This window comes from Microbulbifer maximicatervae (SeqCode) (genome assembly GCF_052467225.1).
In genome coordinates, this window is record NZ_CP174303.1 from 3,319,323 (window position 1) to 3,338,359 (window position 19,037).

The 19,037-nt window shown below is 44.2% G+C and carries 15 protein-coding genes; 8 read left to right on the plus strand and 7 right to left on the minus strand.

The genetic code is table 11. The features are described from left to right. Positions 1 to 27 precede the first annotated feature (27 nt). Complete coding sequence (locus ACJJIZ_RS14555) at positions 28 to 1,737, minus strand: alkaline phosphatase D family protein (RefSeq protein WP_413662096.1); 1,710 nt, start codon at positions 1,735 to 1,737, stop codon at positions 28 to 30. 213 nt (positions 1,738 to 1,950) lie between these two features. Beyond that, the gene (locus ACJJIZ_RS14560; protein WP_444913912.1) at positions 1,951 to 2,517 is read right to left on the minus strand and encodes a DUF1993 domain-containing protein; all 567 of its coding nucleotides are present in this window, start codon (positions 2,515 to 2,517) and stop codon (positions 1,951 to 1,953) included. Positions 2,518 to 2,665: 148 nt separating this feature from the next. On the opposite strand from ACJJIZ_RS14560, the gene ACJJIZ_RS14565 reads away from it, so the two are divergent. Continuing rightward, complete coding sequence (locus tag ACJJIZ_RS14565; RefSeq protein WP_444913913.1) at positions 2,666 to 3,133, plus strand: allophanate hydrolase-related protein; 468 nt, start codon at positions 2,666 to 2,668, stop codon at positions 3,131 to 3,133. Between the two features lie 34 nt (positions 3,134 to 3,167). Then, entirely contained in the window at positions 3,168 to 3,560 is a 393-nt protein-coding gene (locus ACJJIZ_RS14570; protein ID WP_444913914.1) for an allophanate hydrolase-related protein, read from the plus strand. Positions 3,561 to 3,886: 326 nt separating this feature from the next. On the opposite strand, the gene ACJJIZ_RS14575 is transcribed toward ACJJIZ_RS14570, so the two are convergent. Next, on the minus strand, positions 3,887 to 4,603 hold the full coding sequence (locus tag ACJJIZ_RS14575) for an SMP-30/gluconolactonase/LRE family protein (RefSeq protein WP_444913915.1): 717 nt from the start codon (positions 4,601 to 4,603) through the stop codon (positions 3,887 to 3,889). A 245-nt stretch (positions 4,604 to 4,848) separates the two neighbouring features. Continuing rightward, on the minus strand, positions 4,849 to 5,694 hold the full coding sequence (locus ACJJIZ_RS14580) for an alpha/beta hydrolase family protein (protein ID WP_444913916.1): 846 nt from the start codon (positions 5,692 to 5,694) through the stop codon (positions 4,849 to 4,851). 548 nt (positions 5,695 to 6,242) lie between these two features. On the opposite strand from ACJJIZ_RS14580, the gene ACJJIZ_RS14585 reads away from it, so the two are divergent. Further along, entirely contained in the window at positions 6,243 to 7,115 is an 873-nt protein-coding gene (locus ACJJIZ_RS14585; RefSeq protein WP_444913917.1) for a glycosyltransferase family 2 protein, read from the plus strand. Positions 7,116 to 7,178: 63 nt separating this feature from the next. Here the strand turns inward: ACJJIZ_RS14585 and ACJJIZ_RS14590 are convergent, their stop codons facing one another. Together ACJJIZ_RS14590 and ACJJIZ_RS14595 are read right to left on the minus strand one after the other, a co-directional pair. Beyond that, a complete protein-coding gene (locus ACJJIZ_RS14590) occupies positions 7,179 to 8,324 on the minus strand; it encodes a hypothetical protein (RefSeq protein WP_444913141.1) in 1,146 nt (381 codons plus the stop codon). Between the two features lie 843 nt (positions 8,325 to 9,167). Continuing rightward, complete coding sequence (locus tag ACJJIZ_RS14595; RefSeq protein ID WP_413662119.1) at positions 9,168 to 9,863, minus strand: YopT-type cysteine protease domain-containing protein; 696 nt, start codon at positions 9,861 to 9,863, stop codon at positions 9,168 to 9,170. Between the two features lie 626 nt (positions 9,864 to 10,489). On the opposite strand from ACJJIZ_RS14595, the gene ACJJIZ_RS14600 reads away from it, so the two are divergent. Continuing rightward, entirely contained in the window at positions 10,490 to 11,320 is an 831-nt protein-coding gene (locus tag ACJJIZ_RS14600; protein WP_444913918.1) for a sulfite exporter TauE/SafE family protein, read from the plus strand. Positions 11,321 to 12,019: 699 nt separating this feature from the next. On the opposite strand, the gene ltrA is transcribed toward ACJJIZ_RS14600, so the two are convergent. Next, positions 12,020 to 13,318 (minus strand): group II intron reverse transcriptase/maturase, encoded by a 1,299-nt coding sequence (gene ltrA, locus ACJJIZ_RS14605; RefSeq protein ID WP_444913919.1) that lies wholly within the window; start codon positions 13,316 to 13,318, stop codon positions 12,020 to 12,022. Between the two features lie 723 nt (positions 13,319 to 14,041). Here ltrA and csrA point away from each other — a divergent pair. The 4 genes from csrA (at position 14,042) to ACJJIZ_RS14625 (ending at position 18,928) form a co-directional block, all read left to right on the plus strand. Further along, a complete protein-coding gene (gene csrA, locus ACJJIZ_RS14610) occupies positions 14,042 to 14,215 on the plus strand; it encodes a carbon storage regulator CsrA (RefSeq protein WP_444897449.1) in 174 nt (57 codons plus the stop codon). A gap of 712 nt (positions 14,216 to 14,927) precedes the next feature. Then, a complete protein-coding gene (locus ACJJIZ_RS14615) occupies positions 14,928 to 17,123 on the plus strand; it encodes a hypothetical protein (RefSeq protein ID WP_444913920.1) in 2,196 nt (731 codons plus the stop codon). 348 nt (positions 17,124 to 17,471) lie between these two features. Continuing rightward, the gene (locus ACJJIZ_RS14620; protein ID WP_444913921.1) at positions 17,472 to 17,975 is read left to right on the plus strand and encodes a hypothetical protein; all 504 of its coding nucleotides are present in this window, start codon (positions 17,472 to 17,474) and stop codon (positions 17,973 to 17,975) included. Beyond that, positions 17,972 to 18,928, plus strand: coding sequence for a histone deacetylase family protein (locus ACJJIZ_RS14625; protein WP_444913922.1), 957 nt, complete (start codon positions 17,972 to 17,974; stop codon positions 18,926 to 18,928). The genes ACJJIZ_RS14620 and ACJJIZ_RS14625 overlap by 4 nt, the downstream gene beginning before the upstream one ends. Positions 18,929 to 19,037 lie beyond the last annotated feature (109 nt).

Genomic DNA, 19,037 nt, shown 5'->3' on the forward strand with positions numbered 1-19,037 from the left:
CACAACTTCATATTGACTGGGAACCAGCTACTTTTCGGTTAACCACATGCCAACAGGCTCATAATTAAACTTCTTATATACCGCTTTTTCGGTATCCGGGTTATCACTCTTCTTATCGATGTTGTATACGGTCCAGTTTAATTCGTTGACATTGAATTCGATCACTGCATATCCATAGATATTACTAACAAAATCTTTGATATGTGGGTTATTGACCTGAACCCCGCCATTTAGCAGTGATGTAAACACACTGCCAACATCAATACCTTTCTCAATCGTATCGTTCATATTGGGAGAAGATATGGAAGGGGTCATCAGCTCAACGCCGACCAGGTTGTCGTAGTCCCAGTTGCTAATTTTGCTGAAATCAACCTTCAGGTATGAAGCGATACTGGAGTGGAGGTCCCCTGTCAGCACTACAAAGTTATCGACATTGCTGTCCTTAACAGATGACAGGATCTTTTCCCGCTCCCACTGGTAACCATCCCAGGCATCATAATTGGCATACACCAGCGAGCGCCCCAAGATAGTACCAGCCAATTGTGCCAGCAAAGTCTGGTTTCCCCACACTTTCCAGCGGGCACTGGAGTTAACAACTCCATCAATCAGCCAATCCCGCTGAGTCTTACCCAGCATGGTTTGGGTATCTTCTTCATAATCTGTGCACCAGTAGTTTTCCCAAGCCGTACCATCCTTGCACGGCTCCTTGGTTCTATAGGTGCGGCTATCTGTCATATACAGATCAACCAAGTCACCGAATTGGAAAGAACGATAAATCTGTAAGTAGTCAAAAGCGTGGCTTGCGGATTCATCGACTTTTACCCGCGCTGGAACATATTCGATCCAGGCCTGCTGAGCATCGCGACGCAGCTGGCGCAGCTGGTCAGGGTTATTATCGCCGGTCTGGTAGGGATGAGATGGCACACCTAGAGTATCCCGCTCGTAATCCCAGTAAGCATTGTCTGCGGTTTCATGATCATCCCAGGTGATGATAAATGAGTGCATTTCCATCGCTCGCTGCAGGTTCTTGTCCTTGCGATACTCTCTGTAAATATGACGATAGTCCTCAAGATCCATCGCAACAGAGCCGCCAGAAGGCAGGGAGAGTGAATGCACTATCGAGCTTTCAAAGCCTTCGTACTGGGCATATTCATAGATAAAGTCACCCAAATGCAGTACGCAATGTACATCTTCGTCCGCGATATGGTTGTAGGCGTTGTAATAACCGGTGGTGTAATCCTGACAGGTAACCACAGCCATCTTTAGATTCTCTAGGCTACCGGTAGGCAGTGTGTGACAACGCCCAACGCGGCTACTGACAGTCCCGTATTTGAAGCGGTAATAGTAACGTTGGTCAGAAGATAAGTAGCCTTCCAGGTCAATGTTAACGGTGTAATCACGGTCTGCAGTGATATCACTAGCATTAATCTCAGCACTTAGAATTGGCTGGGTAAATTCCTCATCCAGCGCGACATCTACATACAAAGACTGACCCGCGATATAGGAATCAGGGTTAATATGCGTCCAAAGGACCACTCCAGTTTGACTGGGATCTCCCGAGGCTACTGATAAATCAAAAACAATTCCGTCGTTATCAATTTGATCAGCAAATGTGGTGCCGCCCAGTACAAAACGTGCATAGGTTTCACTATCAGTGTCCGCGAGAGAACGGACCGTAAAGGGGGTCAAAAGTGCAACACCCATGGCCTGGACAAAGGTTCGGCGGGAGATGGTCATAAATAAACTTCCTGTTATCGTACGCATGAAGAATCGGAAAGGGAGCGGATTCTATAGAAGAACGTACCAACAAAGAAGTTTGACTTTTTATCTAGTAATCTCTTTTTCTCTCGAAATTAACACTTATGGAGTTAATACACAAAAGTCAGATTAATGAAAGCAAAATCCCCCTCTCCATTAGCTATAAACTTGAAAACTTAGCGTTGCTAACCATTAGCAATCTGAAATCATCTCTGGCCTGAGATAAGCAAAACCGTGCTGTACATAGTCGGCTTTTCCTAAGGAAACACCTTGAGCTCTCAAGATTGCATAGGCCGTGTTGATATGAAAATAAAATTGAGGTAGCGCCCAGTCCCTGGCATATTGCTCATTAGTCATATCGAAAGTCATCCCATTCGGGAGCTTAATCGTCACAGGCTCATCCACTGCTATCATCACTGCTTCTGGCGTAACGCTTCTTAAAAATGCCAGTGCCTCTCGAATTCGCTCTTGAGCTTCGGAAATGGACCCGGGGTTTTCACCAGCTCCCTGCCCTTCACGAGCCAACTGCTCCAGAAAATCTGTAAGCGCACGCCGTCCCAATCGAAATATTGCCTCTTGCGCCTGAAAGCAACTAAACCGAACTTGGGATGATAAAGGAAACATATCTGGGGCAAGCCTCGCTTTAAGGAGGGCTTCAGACTCATCTTCTGGAAATTCTGTTTTTGCCTTATCCAACCAACTAGAAAGTGCTTCCAATAGTTGTATATACGTAGGTAACAATAAATCTGTAAGGTTCATAATGTGTTTCCACTGGTTTTTATAGATAAGCGACAAAATATATCTCTGGTAGCATTCTAAAATAATAAGGGAGGCACAAGCATAATCTAGTGTCTTCTTGCCTCCATATCTAAGCTAAATTCATAAGGCGTCAACTCGAGATAAATAAATGCTCAGGATACTCAGATATATTGCTGCTAGTTTAATGGTATTGGTGTCACTAGCGAATGCTGAATCTATTGACGTCGCAGTTAATGACACGCTAATGCGTGGATTCGCCCTCGAAAAACATATGCTTAAAAACCATGCCACTTTTGTACGAGAGGCTAAAACGGCGTCGATCTATCGCATGTGGTCAATTGGAGACAAATACCCCGCAATGGAAAGAGTTCTCAACGGCGGCACATGGATTACACTCGAGATCTGGTCGATTCCGCAAGCCAACTTGGTCAACCTATTAGAGGAGGAAGCCAAAGGATTGGTTTTAGGTAAAGTTGCTTTAGCGGATGGAACACAGGTATTAGGCATACTGGGTGAAAACTATATTGTCCAAAACCAGAAAGATATATCCAAGTGGCATGGCTGGCGAGCCTATGCGGAGAGTATGGGTATGAGTAGTAATAAAACCGGTCAGTAGCACTAATATCAAATATTGGATTTACACAACCGAAATGAGTACATATACAGAAGTCGCAGTAAATGGACCATTGATGCGTGGCCTGGCGTTAGATAAAAATTTAATACAAAACAATGCAACATTTGTTAGGGAGGCTAAAACAGAAGCCATTTACCGGATGTGGGCAATCAAAGGCGAATATCCTTCCATGCAGAGAGTGCGCACAGGTGGAACATGGTTCAACGTTGAAATTTGGTCCTTACCCAAGGCCAACTTAATTGAAGTACTTAATTTAGAAGCGGCGGGACTAACTTTGGGTAAAGTAGTCTTAGAAAATGGCGGGCAAGTTTTAGGGATATTAGGAGAAAACTATTTGACTCAGCAACAAGAAGATATTTCCCAATTTCATGGATGGCGCAACTATATACAACAGAAATCTAAAAACTGACGTTGAAGCTACTTTTATTTAATCCTAAACAATATCATTAGGGAGCCTCTGAATAATTCCGTGATGTCTCTGGCTTGCAGAGCGGTTCACAATCAAGGCGCGACTTCGCAGGAATGTCTAGACCTTTCAAGAAGTTGCAACGCGGAGTGTGAATCGCTCTGAAAGCCCCATAGGGCGGGCCTTGAAGGCCACAACTGCTGCGTTGCAGCTCTTGCAAAGGGCTACGGCCATTCACTGCGAGCTGCGCCTAACATCTGCAGCCTTCAAGGCCCGCAGAGATATTACGGAATTATTCAGAGGCTCCTTAGCTAAACAATCCACTCAGTCTATATCTTTGGGCGATATAGCTGCCTACCACGGCACGGTATTCCCACCCACTCTAAGCACCCTGCATCCAGAATCGTTACTACCCCCCCCCCTCTCGGGTCTTCGCAAAAGGCTATATTCGTGGGTCGCTTACCACATGTGGGTATACGTTCGGCCACCCTTCCCTCACCATCAAGAACGGTCACGTCACCTTGACCAAAAACTGCACAATACAATCGCCCGTCACTACCGAAAGCCATCCCATCTGGCCCTACAAATCCCTCTGGCGCCCCAACAACCACATTGCCGAAAAGCTCCCGTTTGGGGTGCGTTAACGAAGCGAGATCGTAGCGGTAGATGTCGCCGCTAATAGTCTCCCCTACATACAGCTGACCCCAATCATCAATGGCAATACCGTTGGGAAAACGCAAACCGGAATCAAGCTGTCGCAACACATCTCCATTGCGAGGATCTATCTCTAATACCTGTCCATAGTAGCGACAAGATCGGAAATCAGCTCGAATCACCTGCCCCTGAACAAAAATATCCGGGTCAATCCCGGAATCGGTTATGTAAAGTAAGCCATTTTCACCAAAAACCAGATCATTGGGCCATAAGTAGGGCTGATCTTTTGGTCCGTCATAAGCTTCAATAAGATCCCCATTTAACCCCATGCGAACAAGCTGCTTACCCCCTCCATCTGCAATCCATAAATTGTCATACCCATCGATTGCCATGCCATTAGGACGTCTAGCACAATATCCTATCTGTTGGTATCGCCCCTGAAAATCGATACGGCTTATACAGTGCCGGCCAGATGCCATTTCAGTGACATAAATGCGGCCATCAGGTAGACAGACGGGCCCTTCTGGTTCTTGTAAGCCTCTACATAGTACTTGTCTCTCCATGCTAACGACCACAGGCTCGAGTTGGTATAAAAGGCATCATGTGTGATACGAGGGCGTATCAACGCCAGGAGGGACTAGTCCAGCCAACCTAATACGTTCCGCCAAAGACTCTCCTTGAACTCCTTTCGGAAAAACCCAAAGTGGCCTATTGATGCATTTCCAATAGAGCTGGTTTGAATAACCTCAATATCTGTATTTGCATTAGAGTAAAAATCTCGCAATGCGTAGACAGCCTTCTCGGGTGCAAAGTCCTTATCGTCATCTATTAGCAGGAACTTCATATCACACTGCAAGCGCTCGAATCCCTCACGAATCGGCCGACCATGCTGATCGACAACGTAATCCTTATGTCGAGCCCAGTAAGCCCATTCACGAGCTATTCCTGCAGGTAGGTTCTCTCCCCCCCAAAGTACTCCGGGCACCCATCCCAAAACATTCGATAGCAAAGGAAATGCGCAGTACCATCCAAATAATAGCTTTGGCTGATACCTTGCATCCCAATGCCCCCAATAGCCGCTCTGAGAAGAAACACAATACACACTCGCAAATCGGGTATTATTTGACGCAAGACCTACAATTTGACCACCGACACTATGGCATATGCAGTGCCACTCCAAGCTTTTAGTTCGTTTGCTACACCAATCAATCACTGCCGCCAAATCGCTCTCCCCCCAGGCTCTTAAGGTCAGCCGTTTGTCCCTTTGATTCTCGATAGAGGACTTACCAATACCTCGGTAATCATAAGTAAGAACCAAATAGCCATTCCGGGCTAAGAAACAAGCAAAATCCCGATAGTAGCTCTGCTTAACCGCCATAGCAGAATTAATAATGATGCCGGCTTTGGGCACCTCACTCGGCGAGAATAGCCTTGCACCAAGCACTATCCCATCGTTAGTGGGGATTTGCTGAGCCTCAATCATTTATTCAAAGGTTCCCCCGTGTAATTCAACACAAACTATTGGGTAAGTTAAAATTCCACCCAATACTTCCGGTCTATCACATGAGATGTAATTAACAAGCTGATCCCTAACAGGTATTTCCTCCTTCCAAGAGCAGTAAATTGACTTGAATATTCACTTCTAGACATTTACCACCCCCTAAAGACTAGAGCAAGTTAAAAGCCTTAATTATATCGCCCTATATAATGAGATTTGATGTTCCAGTTTATGAATTGAAAGGAGGTAGCTTTACCAAAAAGTCAAATAACATGGCAGACTATTGCTCTAGCTTTCCACTATTTCACCTGCAAATGTCCACGTGAGCTGCACAAAGATATACCCTGCCAATAATCCTCATATTCACTATCAAAAGTGCTAAAACTTCTAAGTACTCTAAAATGCAAGGATAAGGTTTGATAGCCGATCAATCCAGTCGCCAAGTTAAGGAGATTCGATTTATCGCTCACCTTATATTCCACCTGATTCACTTAAAATGATTTTGAGCTATAGACAACAGGAAGTTTAGGTGCATGTCCGATCGATTCAGTATTATTATGCCATGCTACAACGATTCTGACCTTCTGTATAACCTATTACAAGGCTACACTTTACAAACCTTTCCAAAGGAAAATTTTGAAATCATTATTGTAGATAACAACTCGCAAGACCCCAACATCCTGTCATGTTACAACCAGTTTAAGAACCACCTTACTTTAACTTTACTATTCAGACCTCAATTACCAGACCCATTTGCACTTAACTCGGCGCGAAACTTAGGGGTAAAGATTGCTAAATACGAGTGGTGTGTATTTACAGATAGTGATTGTATCCCCGCCCCGAACTATCTGGCAGAGATTCAAAAAATAATCAATGATTATGGGCCTAGTATCTGCATGACCGGGATAAGGGAATTTATTCACTCTAAAGATATTGCCCCAGCAGAAATGGACGGCGACGGCAAGTACCTTGACGCATGCCCTAGATTTAATAGCCCATCAAATTATGGACTCAGTAAAGATAGGCGCCTAGGTAAAATAGAGCAATTACCGAATACAGAACACCCCTGGGGGCACTTTTATGGCTGTAATATGGTGTTTAAAAGGCAGGATGTCATTAAGGCTGGTTTTTTTGATGAAAAATACGATGGAACCTGGGGTTACGATGACATAGACCTGGCTTATCGAGTTATCAATGAACTCAAAGTACAGCCAATTTTTATGAAAGAAGCCATTGTCTACCATCAAGACAACATAAATTTAACAGAGACAATCAATGGCAAGAAGAACAAAATTAAAGATTTGAGCAACCCAAACTATCAATATATCTGCAAGAGAATTTCCGGGTATTATGAGTTTAGTAATCGCGAATTCAAACGATTTGGGCTAACAACTACTGCAAGCTAACAATTGACCTGAGTGACCAACTTAAACGCGCCTAAATATTGTTATACATTCTTCAAGCATCTATCAGATATCTGATAGTTCAATCTCACTAGAGAAAGATTTCAGAAACAGAACAACCTTATCAAGAGAGAAAATAGCCTCATTAACAGCAACCTCAATATGATAACCATCAGAAGCTTTACTGATAACAAAGACCAGTGCATCTCTTGTGATTGAATAGGTCGCGATGCAGTCGACCTCTCGAGCAGGCAAATAACTAAACGTAAAGTCTTCGTTGATACTTGATGTAACTTGTTTCTCTACTTTTAACATATTGAGGAGTACCATTGCATAATATGCAATGTGGTACCTTTTTAATAGGTATATTTGATACCTAGAGAGTTTATTTAGAGAAAAATAGAAACCAGATGCCGTATTTCCTACCCCAGCCAGTCTTTCACCCTGATCAGGAATGTTGTGAATAAACTCTTGGGTAATCAATATGTTTGCCCGCTGCCTTTCGAAAGTACTGACAAAATTATCTATAAAAGATTTCAAGACATTTTCGAAAGATATCTCGCTAGATTCAACTTTAGCTGACACCAATACGATGTCATCGAGATCTCCTTTTATACAACCCTTTTCCTCCAAGAGAAATGGATTTGGCTTGTTCTCCTTCCTATTAAACATTCTCAGACTTAAACCAATAAATAAAGCTTGGACCAACCCTATAACCCGGTGAAAATTTGAGTATTGCCCATTACCCTTGTATATATGCATTATTGAAGAGCAATATGCATCTGACTTTTCCTGATCTTTTTTCAACAAGCAATTGGCATATTTAGAAAAGAGCAGGCCAGTGTAACCGGAAAAAAAATCATGATTTGCTATAAAGCATACAGATGTGCTATCAAAGTGGATGTAGAAGGGGATCTTTTCAACCTCCAACCTCTTATATAGGACCTTCCTCCCAACGACACCTGTCAGCTCTTCCCTCAGCGCCTCAATCTTTTCTAAGTAAAAGCGTTTCGGGTGAGGCGCGGTAGTCAATGCAACTAAGTCATAGAGCTTGTCTAGACAATCAGTAATTTCATCTTGGTTAGTTCTAGTGACAACATTTATAAGTAAAGTAGATACACAGCCATAACCTTTTAGGTGCTGCTGAACAAAGCTCTCTGGCGCTTCTATCGGCGTGAATAGTCTGGACAGAAAGTTGGATTTGTCGGCCACGATACCACCTTACAAGGGAGGGATTGTCACTTCAGTCGATCACATACCATCTAAATTTAGTCAACTACCCTTATGGCAACAATTACTTAAAGGTTTTCCTTTGAGCAACTTAGCATAAAGAGGGCATAGAAAAACATAAGACAAGTAGTTATTATCAGCTAACAACCATTAACACAACTGTGTATGCGCCGGGGTCCATATCTAAATAATAACTAAAGAAAAACTACACGCCCATAGATTCCTGACAGGGTTGTCGCAAGACGCATATTTAATCAAATTATTTTCTTAAATTTAAAGCTAACGAAGCCTTATCCGATGATAATTTTCACCATCTAAAAAATTGGTATACCAAGCTGCGAAAACGGCCCAACAACTCTTTGAGATTGCCCTATCTCCACTTAGAGATAATGAAGGGAGCCAACCTTAGATGGTGAGGCTTTACTGTGACAAGTTTTTAGCCTTACCCTAAGCCAGGTTGGCGCCCCATATTGATGCCAGCTCCATAAAGGCTAGGTGGCGCCAGTAAAAGTTGTGAGATAGCTACACCTTATTGCTCAAATACTGATTGCCAGGCGTTCATGCTTTTCATCACTTTCATTGTAGTAGTAACATAAGTTGAGGTTACTAATCATCAATGGCCTCATACCTTGATATTCAGCGCGCCCCAGTCGCTTCAGTGCCTGCTAAATAGATATGTGCTCTTCACTATCTTTTAGGTTTCATTTATGGGGATGGCGCTGAATATCAATGCATAAATAAATTTTTCTAGAGCTATTGGTAGTTATTATTTTTAATACTATTTCCTGTATTAACAGACTTTAATGGGCAGACAATCTGTTTGAGTTAGCGATCATTGTGAGCCAACAACTGAAATCCTATCGTTGCGGATGTCCGGTATAATCTGTTGCTGCTATGGTAATTTTCATACCACTTTCGAAACTGTGCAAATTTTAAGAACTTGAACTCTCCCGCATTAGGGTCAAAATAATATGTGGTTTTATCTGCAGTGGGCTCAATCCTGAATGCTGTTGCATGTGCCCACTTAGCCCCAGAAAACCTTAACATGCTATAAATTGTTTGAGTCTGCTGAGTAAAGCATTGCTCTGCTTCAATGCCGTCAAACACAATGGAAAATTGTTCTTTTAAAGGAGGGTTTCCAACCTTGTCTTTTTGTTTTGAGGCCTTCCCTACATGAGTTATATGCTTGAAGCCTTGAGACTCCAAATACTTTTGGGATTCTTTTATCATTTGGAAACCCTTTAGTGGATCCCCCTCAGTTCCATCTTTAAATTTGAATCGATACATAGAGGCAAAGCGTTGGGCAACTACTGCCACTTTCGTTTTATCAACATCGCCTCCTGTAGACAATGCATCCTGAAGACCAGATTGAAGCCCCTTGCTAATCCAACTTACCGCTAGAGCTTCACAAATTCCACCCTTAGAATTTGGGTGCTTTTTAAGCATACTATTGTAATTGCCCTGGTTGAAACTCCAAGTTTTCTGACCTCCAAAATTGGAGGCTCCAGCATCATTTGGCATAGTTTGTCCTTACCACAATATTACATATTACATTGCTGATTCTATTTGTGAATCATGCAAAGAATATGAAAGGTAAATTTTGCAATGCTTAAAGCAACCATTATTTGGTGCAATAAGTCGTCTTTGCTCTAGCCTGAAACGTATTTTGAATTATGCAGATAAGGAAACTTCAATTTCCTTTAAGTCCGGACAGGCAAGTATATTTTGTGATCCTGGTAAGATACTGATAGTTATGATTCCCTTGCTTTCTCAAATCTAACCACACAAATAAACAAGTAAGGTAAATTTCATCAAATGCCAAAAAACCAGTGATTTCGATGCGTTTTAGGCTAAACACCCGGTCAGTGGTAACGAGGCCTGAAAATAAGTAAATAGCTTGCTGATCTAGTTCAATTGCCGGCTGAATACCGCACCTATACAGTCCAATATAAACCCCGCCTAGAGCTCAAACTTGACAGGTGCGAATCCTACCGATGCACCTTCCTCCATTTTTTAATGGACGTTCGGTTACATTTTTGAGTGTGTCAATTAACTGGATCGCAAAAATCATAAAGAGCAATTTAATGTATCAAGCGGCGCGATTCAGTGTATTTGGTTGCCTTCAGGAGTGACTAAACTATTGCACTATGGAAATGCTATTTGTTTACTTGTTACTCGGCGCCATCGCGGGTACAGCGGCAGGCCTCTTGGGGATTGGTGGGGGTCTGATCATTGTGCCTGCTTTGGTGTTGATTTTTTCTGCCACGGGTATCTCCCCCCAGGTGCTGACCCATATGGCGGTGGGGACTTCGTTGGCAACCATTATCGTGACTTCAGTCAGCTCGGTCTGGGCACACAACGCAAAAGGTGCCGTTGACTGGCGCCTATTCTGGATTATGACTCCAGGGATACTTGTGGGGTCTTGGCTGGGCGGCGTGACAGCAGACTTGTTACCTGGTGCTTGGTTGCAGCTATTGATTGGCGTGTTTGCCATATTTATGTCCCTGCGTATGGGCTTAAGTGGATTGGCCTCGGCAACCTCACAAGAAAATGGCGATCACTTACCCGGGGCAGCACCTTTGATCTGTTCCGGAGGAGTAATCGGCTGGCTCGCAGCGATCTTTGGTATTGGTGGAGGGGCCTTGGTGGTTCCCTACTTATCGCACTTCGGTACAAAAATGCAGCTCGCTGTCGGAACCTCTGCTGCCTTTGGTCTGCCAATCGCGATTTCTGGTTCAATCAGCTTTGCCGTGCAAGGGTGGGACAATCAGTTACTACCAAAGTGGAGTAGTGGTTATATTTACTGGCCGGCTTTTGTGGGAATTGTACTTACCAGCGTGCTCTTTGCCAGGCTTGGTGCCAGCGTTGCTCACCGAATATCTGCTAAGCGCTTAAAGCTGTGCTTTGCCTTACTGCTTTGTATTATCGGGGTTCGTTTTATCTGGCAAAACTTCAATCTCTTAGCTGGACTAGGCTAGACCTACCCCCTGGATTGTTTTTAGCGGATCGGAAGTAAACAGTCTATCCCTCCCAAGCATCTATTATCAGATGCTCGCAATAAACATTCTGGTCTTAAAGGCTCCCGGTCGAATTACTCTTGCCAGCCCTTCAGATTACGCGGCTGAAACATCCTTATAGGATATTAGTAATACAATGATTGGTATTTTCCCTCAATACATGCCAACCAAAAATTATGCGTTCAAAGTGGCAAAGATTATTTTTAGCCATTGGTAATCTATATTTTCAAACTAGAAAATACTTCGTTCTAAATTGAAACCACCAGCAGGAAATTGAAATAGAAAAGATGAAAGCCCATTAAAATATAGGCACGAAAATAATCTTATTGGATTTTATTAAGTTTGTTTTAGTGTCAAAGCCGCGTAAAATCGATAGATATTTATCAGTACTTGGTTCGCAATTCAGGGGTTTTCTACAGGGCTAATAGTCCAACAGAATCAATCGTTCCAAGATTTTTTATCAAAGCTTTCCCCCAAAAGGAGAACGGTAAAGTGACATAAGAGAAAAGTAAAAGCGCTGACCCAAGGTGCGCCAACACCAGGGGCCAGCTAACCAAGTTGATATCAGACCTATCAAAGGTCGAGTAGACCAAAGGAACTTCCCCTTCAGCCTCTCACAGAACCGTACGTGAACCTCTCAATTCATACGGCTCTTCGTATTCAGCACATTTTCAATCTTCCCATTCTCCAGTGTGCAAACAAGCCACGCATTTGTTGACGAACCTTTCCAATAAAGACCCAACTCTTGAAACAGCTTCGCTTCAGATGCTTAAACTTCTTCCTGGCCCAACGCATCAGCGTTTGGTCAAGATACTTCTGAAGTCGATAAACACCATATTTCCGCCCAAAGTGACCGTAGTAGTTCAGCCATCCTTGTATTGCTGGATTAAGTGCTTGTGCCATCTCCGACAGTGATCGATCCACCCAGTTAATCACACGCCATTGCCTAACCTTATCCTTGATCCTCTTGAAAGCTTTTGGGCTCATTAATGGACCAAAGGCAGTGAAGGTTTGTCCATGGCGATTCTTTGCTTTCCTGGGACCAAATCGATAACCCAGAAAGTCAAAATGGATCACAGGGTGGCTGTCTTTGCGGTTGCTGTTCTTGCAATAAACCTTGCGGGTTTTCTCTGGATGAGCTTCAAGCCCGCAGGTAGTCAGGCGTGCTTTTAGAGCCGCCAGTAAGCGATCCGCCTCTCGAGGATTACGACAATGGTAAACAGCATCATCCGCGTAACGCTCAAAAGGAATATCTCTGTGCGTTCTCACCATCCAGGCGTCCAGCGCGTAGTGCAAAAACAAGTTTGCTAGTAGCGGGCTAATTACGCCCCCTTGTGGAGTACCTTGTGTTCGCTCTTCAAGCTGTCCGTCCCGATGTTGTACTGGAGCCGTTAACCAGCGCTGTACATAGAGTCTGACCCACCGATGATTATTATGTTTATCTAATGCCTTCAGCAGGAGTTCGTGATTAATATTGTCAAAGAAACCTTTGATATCTAAATCAACTACCCAGATTCTATCCCAGCATCGTTGTCGAGCTCGACGCACTGCGTCTATAGCAGATTTGCCTGGCCGATAACCGTAGGAGTCAGGGTGAAATACCTTCTCCAATTCTGGCTCCAGCAGTTGCTTAGCCACCATTTGTGCAATGCGATCTTCGATTGTGGGGATACCCAGTGGTCGCAGGCTGCCATCGAGTTTCGGAATATCCACTCGTTTGACGGCTGATGGAAAATAGCTGCCAGATGACATCCGATTCCATAGCTTGTACAGGTTTTTGACAAGACTCGATTCGTATTGCTCTATCGTTATCTCATCAATCCCCGCTCCGCCGCCATTAGCCTTAATCTGCTTCCACGCTTCCCAAACCGCTCGCTTGGGAATATTGAATGGCTTTGCGCTAATCGTTAATTCCTCCCCATCTGGGTTGATTACACGGTTAGTCGCCGAATACGACAACCCCTTCGCTCCACGTCCATTACAGCCGCTTCTCCACTACTACGGGTTGTTCCGCCCCTGTGACCAGTCTTGGTACTCAACGTCTTGTAGGGCCTCTACTTGACGCTCTTCCTTAACACCTGGACGACAGGTTCTCCTGTTCCACCCAAAAGCCTGTTGTGTGTTCACGCCACCTCTATGCCGGATGCCACTCGGTCGGTAAACAGGTAACCTCCAAGCTTATCCCCGCACTTAGCCAGTGCACGGGTTTTGACATCATCTTGGTAATACGCTTTCGACACCTCATCAGTGGTTCATTTGCATTCGTCTCTACACAACATACCTGACGTATCTCTTACGCCTTTTCCTCAAGCGCTTCTAACCAAAGCTCTTTACTCCGATCACCTTGAGGCGGTTTGTTATCACTTCCTGCAAAGCGATAACGGAGGGCCGACCTCCATCTCCTGGATAGCACGTATTTATTTTTTATTTATAAAAAATAAAAAAAAATACTCAGGACGCACTGGCTGTATGGATAATACGCTAGAAACCCGCTCGTCTTCAATAAAGTTGACTAGGCTCAGGAGCTTAGAGTGCTTCATCAAGCTCTGGAAGCGTTGCATCCGTATTTTCTTCTTTTATGCCTACCGTTCTCGTGCGCCTCCTAACCCTCCTCCACACACCACTTTCCAGCTTCCCCTTGTGTGGAATCCGCACATAATTTAGTTTCCGAAGGAAATAAGCATGTTGATTTTAAAGCGCCGGACTGGTGAAAACCTGAGAATTGGAACAAATGTTGTAATAACAGTTATTGAAGTAAAAGGCAGTCAAGTGAAGATAGGTATAGATGCACCCAAGTCTCTACCCATTCATCGTGAAGAGATCTATATACGTATCAAGAAGAAACAGAAACCTTAAAGCTATTTATCAGTCGTCGCCTCAACCAAACCACTATTCAGATTTTATACATACGGGCTGGAGATTTTTAGACCTCAGACAAGAACACCGTGTTGCCGAGAGCACAGCGCCTATCTCGGCACAGCCCACTCTATCAACCAGGCACTGACCATTTCTGAATCGGAATTCTTTGAGGCTTTGCGAAGACTTTGTGAGATAGTGGGAGCAGTACAACAAACTTATATTTGCCTCAATAAATACTGATATCTTAGCGCGGGCTATTGCCGATGCTTCCTCCCCTGCGCACGCTGTAACTTAGTTCAAACCGTTTAATACATTTACCTCCAGCCGCATCAGCTTTAATGGAATTTATTCCGATAATAGATTAACCCCCTACCCTTTCACTCTTGAAAACCTTATCAAAGCGCTAGCCAGAATCATTGGTGAAAACTATAGGATCAACAATACCAATTAATATAGCGGACACCCCACTTGGCCTTCGACAAAAATTCTAGTGATCCCATGTAAAGCTTCTTCAAATACTCAAACAGAGGGGCTTCACAAGATTTCCTATCAAAATAATGCCCCTTTAGAGAAATTATTAAGTAACCCACAGAAAGGTAGATCGAGAGAACTAGAATGGCGCTCCCAATTCTAATAACTCAAAAATGAGATTTTGTCGACAATTTCACAGATAACAATCGATTCCAATCGCACATTTACGGGCAAACTTATGAGCAAGCTATTCAGCAAGAAAACTTTAGCACTGGCATTTACAGTCATACTGGCTTCATGTGGAGGAGGTGGAGGCTCTTCTTCAGATTCGGACCCAGCCCAATCATCTGGCGACAGTGGCGGGGGCCAAGGCTCTGGAGATGGTGGCGGTTCAGGTAGTGGTAGCGGCTCTGGGGATAGCGGATCGGGGACCCTTCCAGACAACGAACCTGGCACTGTGACTGTTGGCGATATAGAAACGGCAGATCTGGGGTTTGCCCAGATTACTTCCCGGGATATCACATTGCCGAATGCCCAAACCAATGCTGAAGAAGTCCATGGACTCCCACACTATATAGCCAGAACAGATAGTAATCAGGATGACAATCTACAGTCTGTGCCCATGCGAAGTTACACCACCGCTTGTGCAACCGACACCGATAGACCTCGGATGTTTGTTTCCAAGACCCTTAGCGAAGGTAGTGGAGAAGATGAAATCACTTATGGCACCGTTTATGAGCTGCAATATAACCCTGAAACTCTAAGCTTCGACCAAACTGGCAATACCACAATTCTAAAACAATGCTATGAAGCCCATGGTATCGCAGCTAGCGCTGATTGCTCACGGGTTGCCGTCTTGTGCAACACTGAATACCAGGCAAACGAGCGCTATGACGTACAAGGGGATCTGGTTGATCAATACGGTAGCGACTGGATGAAGATGGAAAATAATATCAGTGCTATTGACGGACGTATTGAAAGGGATATCGGCCTGATGATATCTACCAATCACAGTCAGTACATTGGCTATTTTACGGACCATCCCACACTGAAGTTCGAGGACTTCCTACCTGGGCTAAAAGAAAATTTCCCCGAGACCGACTTCGGCGATTCCCCGACCTTTAAGACAATTAAAGGTAACGAAATGCAAGAGGAGATGGCTTACATTGTCGATCAACTCTCTGATGCCGACTATAACTCTATGGTCGAGTATATTCGCGAGAATGGCTATAAATATAATGATCAGATCTGGCTAATGGAGTGGGATAACTTAGCGCTTAGCGAGAAGCCTGCGACCTATGTTGTAAACAAGATGCATGGTGGCGGCCACGCCGGAGCCCAAGAGCTTATCTATGTCGAGAATGATAGCCAAGGCCGCACCAGCTACGCCTTCTCAGTAACTGCTCGGGTTTTTGATAGCAGCTATGGTGGCTCCCACTATTCTGCTGGAATGACTGTTATTGATCGCGATAACTGGTCATTAAATATGAGTGGCAGTAATAACAGAGGCTGGTATTGGCTTTGCGGCTACGGTCATGTCTTGAATATCCGGGCATTTTATAATCCTGGTACCGAAAAATATGGAGCGATTTGCACTAGCGATGGTGGTCAATATAATCAATCGCGCGGATTAAATACTATTGCCATCAAAATGGAGGATATTTCTTCTACCAGTAGATTTGAAGGTTACTACAATTACCTGATCCCCTCCGACAATGCATTTTTCTCTAACGGAGGTGGACATACTGTAGTCCCTGTGGATGAAGACACCAACTTATCTCTCATCGTCTCCCCCAAGTACATTGATGATGAGGAAATGAATCGCTTCCTGCAAAGCGAATACGGCATTGATACCAGCACTGAAGGGCCTTTTGACCAGCAATGCTCATCCGATGATACGAACTGCTTCTTTTCCTACATGTCAAACAGCGATAATCCAACCATTTCAAGACAGGGGCTACGCAGTGGGGATGCCCTGGAGTCCTCATCCCTGACTCGCATTGGTATTGCTAAAGTGGATGGTGAAGGAAGTATCGAGGGGGAAGGCTTTAAATGGCTTGTAGAAGAGCCCGACTGTCAAATCAGTGATCCACAACTTATCGACTTGAAAAATGGGCGTTACCTATTTGGCTATGCGCAATTTCAGTGTATTTCCGACAACCTTTCTTATAACCGGAGTTCCGCTAAAAATGGGGCAATGCGGATGCTTGTTCCGAAAGCCTACTATGTTATGGAAATTGATGCAGACCTAAATGTATTGGAAGGCCCTGTAAAGCTGACGAATTTTGGCTGGGGCGGACTTGACGAACCTGTCTTCATGGGCAACGGCAAAGTCGCTTGGTCATACATCAAGAACCCTACAATTGATAGTTACGGCGGCGGCAAGCAGAACGTTTGGCAAGCGATGATTTACCACTCAAATAGCGCTAATTGATTCATTCATAAAAAGTAAAACTAGCTGTGATAAAAATAGAGGCTTTTGCTCTCTATTTTTATCACACAACTGTTAGATCTCCAGAAGCTACAAAGATCTAGAAGTGCTATTTATCGATCGATGGCAAAACCTTGTCGAATATAAAGTCAAAACTACTGTTTCTTCACACAATGACTACTGGATCGGTAGAATAATACGGCACCAGATCAGTGCAATTGCCTGAAAATACATACTCAGATGCAAGTATGCTAACCTCCCGCCTAAATATAATTAGTCACTGAACTATAAAAACTGAACCGCCCTTTCTTCATTGAGTATTGAATTTAGAAGTCGCTACGCAATAAGGAAATGGCTATTACTGTTCATGTCTGGAAGCAAAAGACCGGGGATGTCGGACATGCTTCCATCACTATTGATAACATCTATATCAGCTACTGGCCCTCTTCAGCATCAAGGAAAAAGGACTTTAAAATCGGGCGATCGCACAGCCCTTCCTTTCCAAGTGGTTATCGAGTTGACAGACGCCTCGAGGGCGGTGATGCGGATCAGAACATTCTTATCGATGGGCTGAATGAAACAAAAATGATTAAAGCCTGGGAAAACTTCAAGGGCGAACAGAAGCATTACAATATGAAGGGTCAGAATTGCTCGACGGTCGTTGCCTGGCTACTTGAGACTGGCTCAGGGTTCGCATCACCTGGAAAAGGAGGAATCAAAATCAGTGACTGGGCAGCAAGTCCTATTCATCGTATTCTCTTCCAGTTACGCTTTTTTGGTAATCATATTGATATGTGGACACCCAATGATGGGTTAGCTTATGCGCTACAAATTCGAAGCCAGATAACCTCATGAGCCTACCGCTATTCTACTCGCCAAATTACAACATCAGCTTGCCGCTGCTTTCCAGCTTGCATCCTTTTGATGGCTGTAAATATGAGAAAGCATTGGCACTGATTAATGCCGAGTCAAAAGCGAACATTGAGTTAAGAGTTGTTTCAGAGCCTCTTAGTCAAGACTGGCTATTATCTGTACATACGCAGTCCTATTTAGATAGCTTGCATCAATCAAAAACACTGGCTCGCGTTATAGAGATGCCGCTACTGCGCTTGCTGCCCGCAGGCGTATTAAATAAATATTTCATGAAACCAATGCGCTTTGCAGCTGAAGGCACGTGCTTGGCGGTACAGGAAGCCTTGGGTAAGAAAGCCTTTACCTTAAATCTCGGTGGAGGCTATCACCACGCATTTGCTGGTCACGGTGAGGGGTTCTGTGCTTTCGCCGATGTAGCTATTGCTATTAATCGTGCCCGCGAACAGCACCTGCTCTCACCAGATGACGATATCTGGGTAATTGACCTTGATACCCATAGAGGGAATGGGTTTGCTGACTGGGCCATGGAGGACCCCAATATACATATCTTTGATATGTACAATATGCAAGCCTACCCCGGCTTGCACCCCGATGAGCAGGAATCTCGCTGGCCATTTTTAGTCCCCCTAAAGCAAGGAACAGATACTGAAGGTTACCTCAGTCGGTTGGAGTCGGAATTTTCGGACTTCATTAAGCAGAGTCCGCTGCCTAAATTGGTTATCTACAATGCAGGCACAGATATTATTGCCCAGGACAAGCTGGGGGGGCTCCAGGTCAGTATCGATGGGGCCAGAAAAAGGGACCAATGGCTGGTTGACCAGATTCAATCGCTGGATGTGCCTATGGTCACCGTAACCAGTGGCGGCTACTCCGAAAACTCCTATCGTCTAATAGCTGACTTGGCGATTTACCAGGCAAAAAAGGTAACAAGTTGAAGCTCTGGAGAGGCCTCTGTCATTGAGAAAAGTGGCCTAGTAAACAACCGCTCCCTAACCCACCAAATTTTTCAAAGACTTTTGAGTATTTAGGCACTTGATTGACGCT

Excerpts from the sequence above, each read along its gene's own strand:
- ACJJIZ_RS14585 (WP_444913917.1), top strand. The coding sequence starts at position 6,243 with ATGTCCGATCGATTCAGTATTATTATGCCATGCTACAACGATTCTGAC.
- ACJJIZ_RS14565 (WP_444913913.1), top strand. The coding sequence starts at position 2,666 with ATGCTCAGGATACTCAGATATATTGCTGCTAGTTTAATGGTATTGGTG.
- ACJJIZ_RS14580 (WP_444913916.1), bottom strand. The coding sequence starts at position 5,694 with ATGATTGAGGCTCAGCAAATCCCCACTAACGATGGGATAGTGCTTGGT.
- ACJJIZ_RS14555 (WP_413662096.1), bottom strand. The coding sequence starts at position 1,737 with ATGACCATCTCCCGCCGAACCTTTGTCCAGGCCATGGGTGTTGCACTT.
- ACJJIZ_RS14575 (WP_444913915.1), bottom strand. The coding sequence starts at position 4,603 with ATGGCAATCGATGGGTATGACAATTTATGGATTGCAGATGGAGGGGGT.
- ACJJIZ_RS14625 (WP_444913922.1), top strand. The coding sequence starts at position 17,972 with ATGAGCCTACCGCTATTCTACTCGCCAAATTACAACATCAGCTTGCCG.
- ACJJIZ_RS14560 (WP_444913912.1), bottom strand. The coding sequence starts at position 2,517 with ATGAACCTTACAGATTTATTGTTACCTACGTATATACAACTATTGGAA.
- ACJJIZ_RS14600 (WP_444913918.1), top strand. The coding sequence starts at position 10,490 with ATGGAAATGCTATTTGTTTACTTGTTACTCGGCGCCATCGCGGGTACA.
- ACJJIZ_RS14570 (WP_444913914.1), top strand. The coding sequence starts at position 3,168 with ATGAGTACATATACAGAAGTCGCAGTAAATGGACCATTGATGCGTGGC.
- ACJJIZ_RS14595 (WP_413662119.1), bottom strand. The coding sequence starts at position 9,863 with ATGCCAAATGATGCTGGAGCCTCCAATTTTGGAGGTCAGAAAACTTGG.
- csrA (WP_444897449.1), top strand. The coding sequence starts at position 14,042 with ATGTTGATTTTAAAGCGCCGGACTGGTGAAAACCTGAGAATTGGAACA.
- ACJJIZ_RS14620 (WP_444913921.1), top strand. The coding sequence starts at position 17,472 with ATGGCTATTACTGTTCATGTCTGGAAGCAAAAGACCGGGGATGTCGGA.
- ACJJIZ_RS14615 (WP_444913920.1), top strand. The coding sequence starts at position 14,928 with ATGAGCAAGCTATTCAGCAAGAAAACTTTAGCACTGGCATTTACAGTC.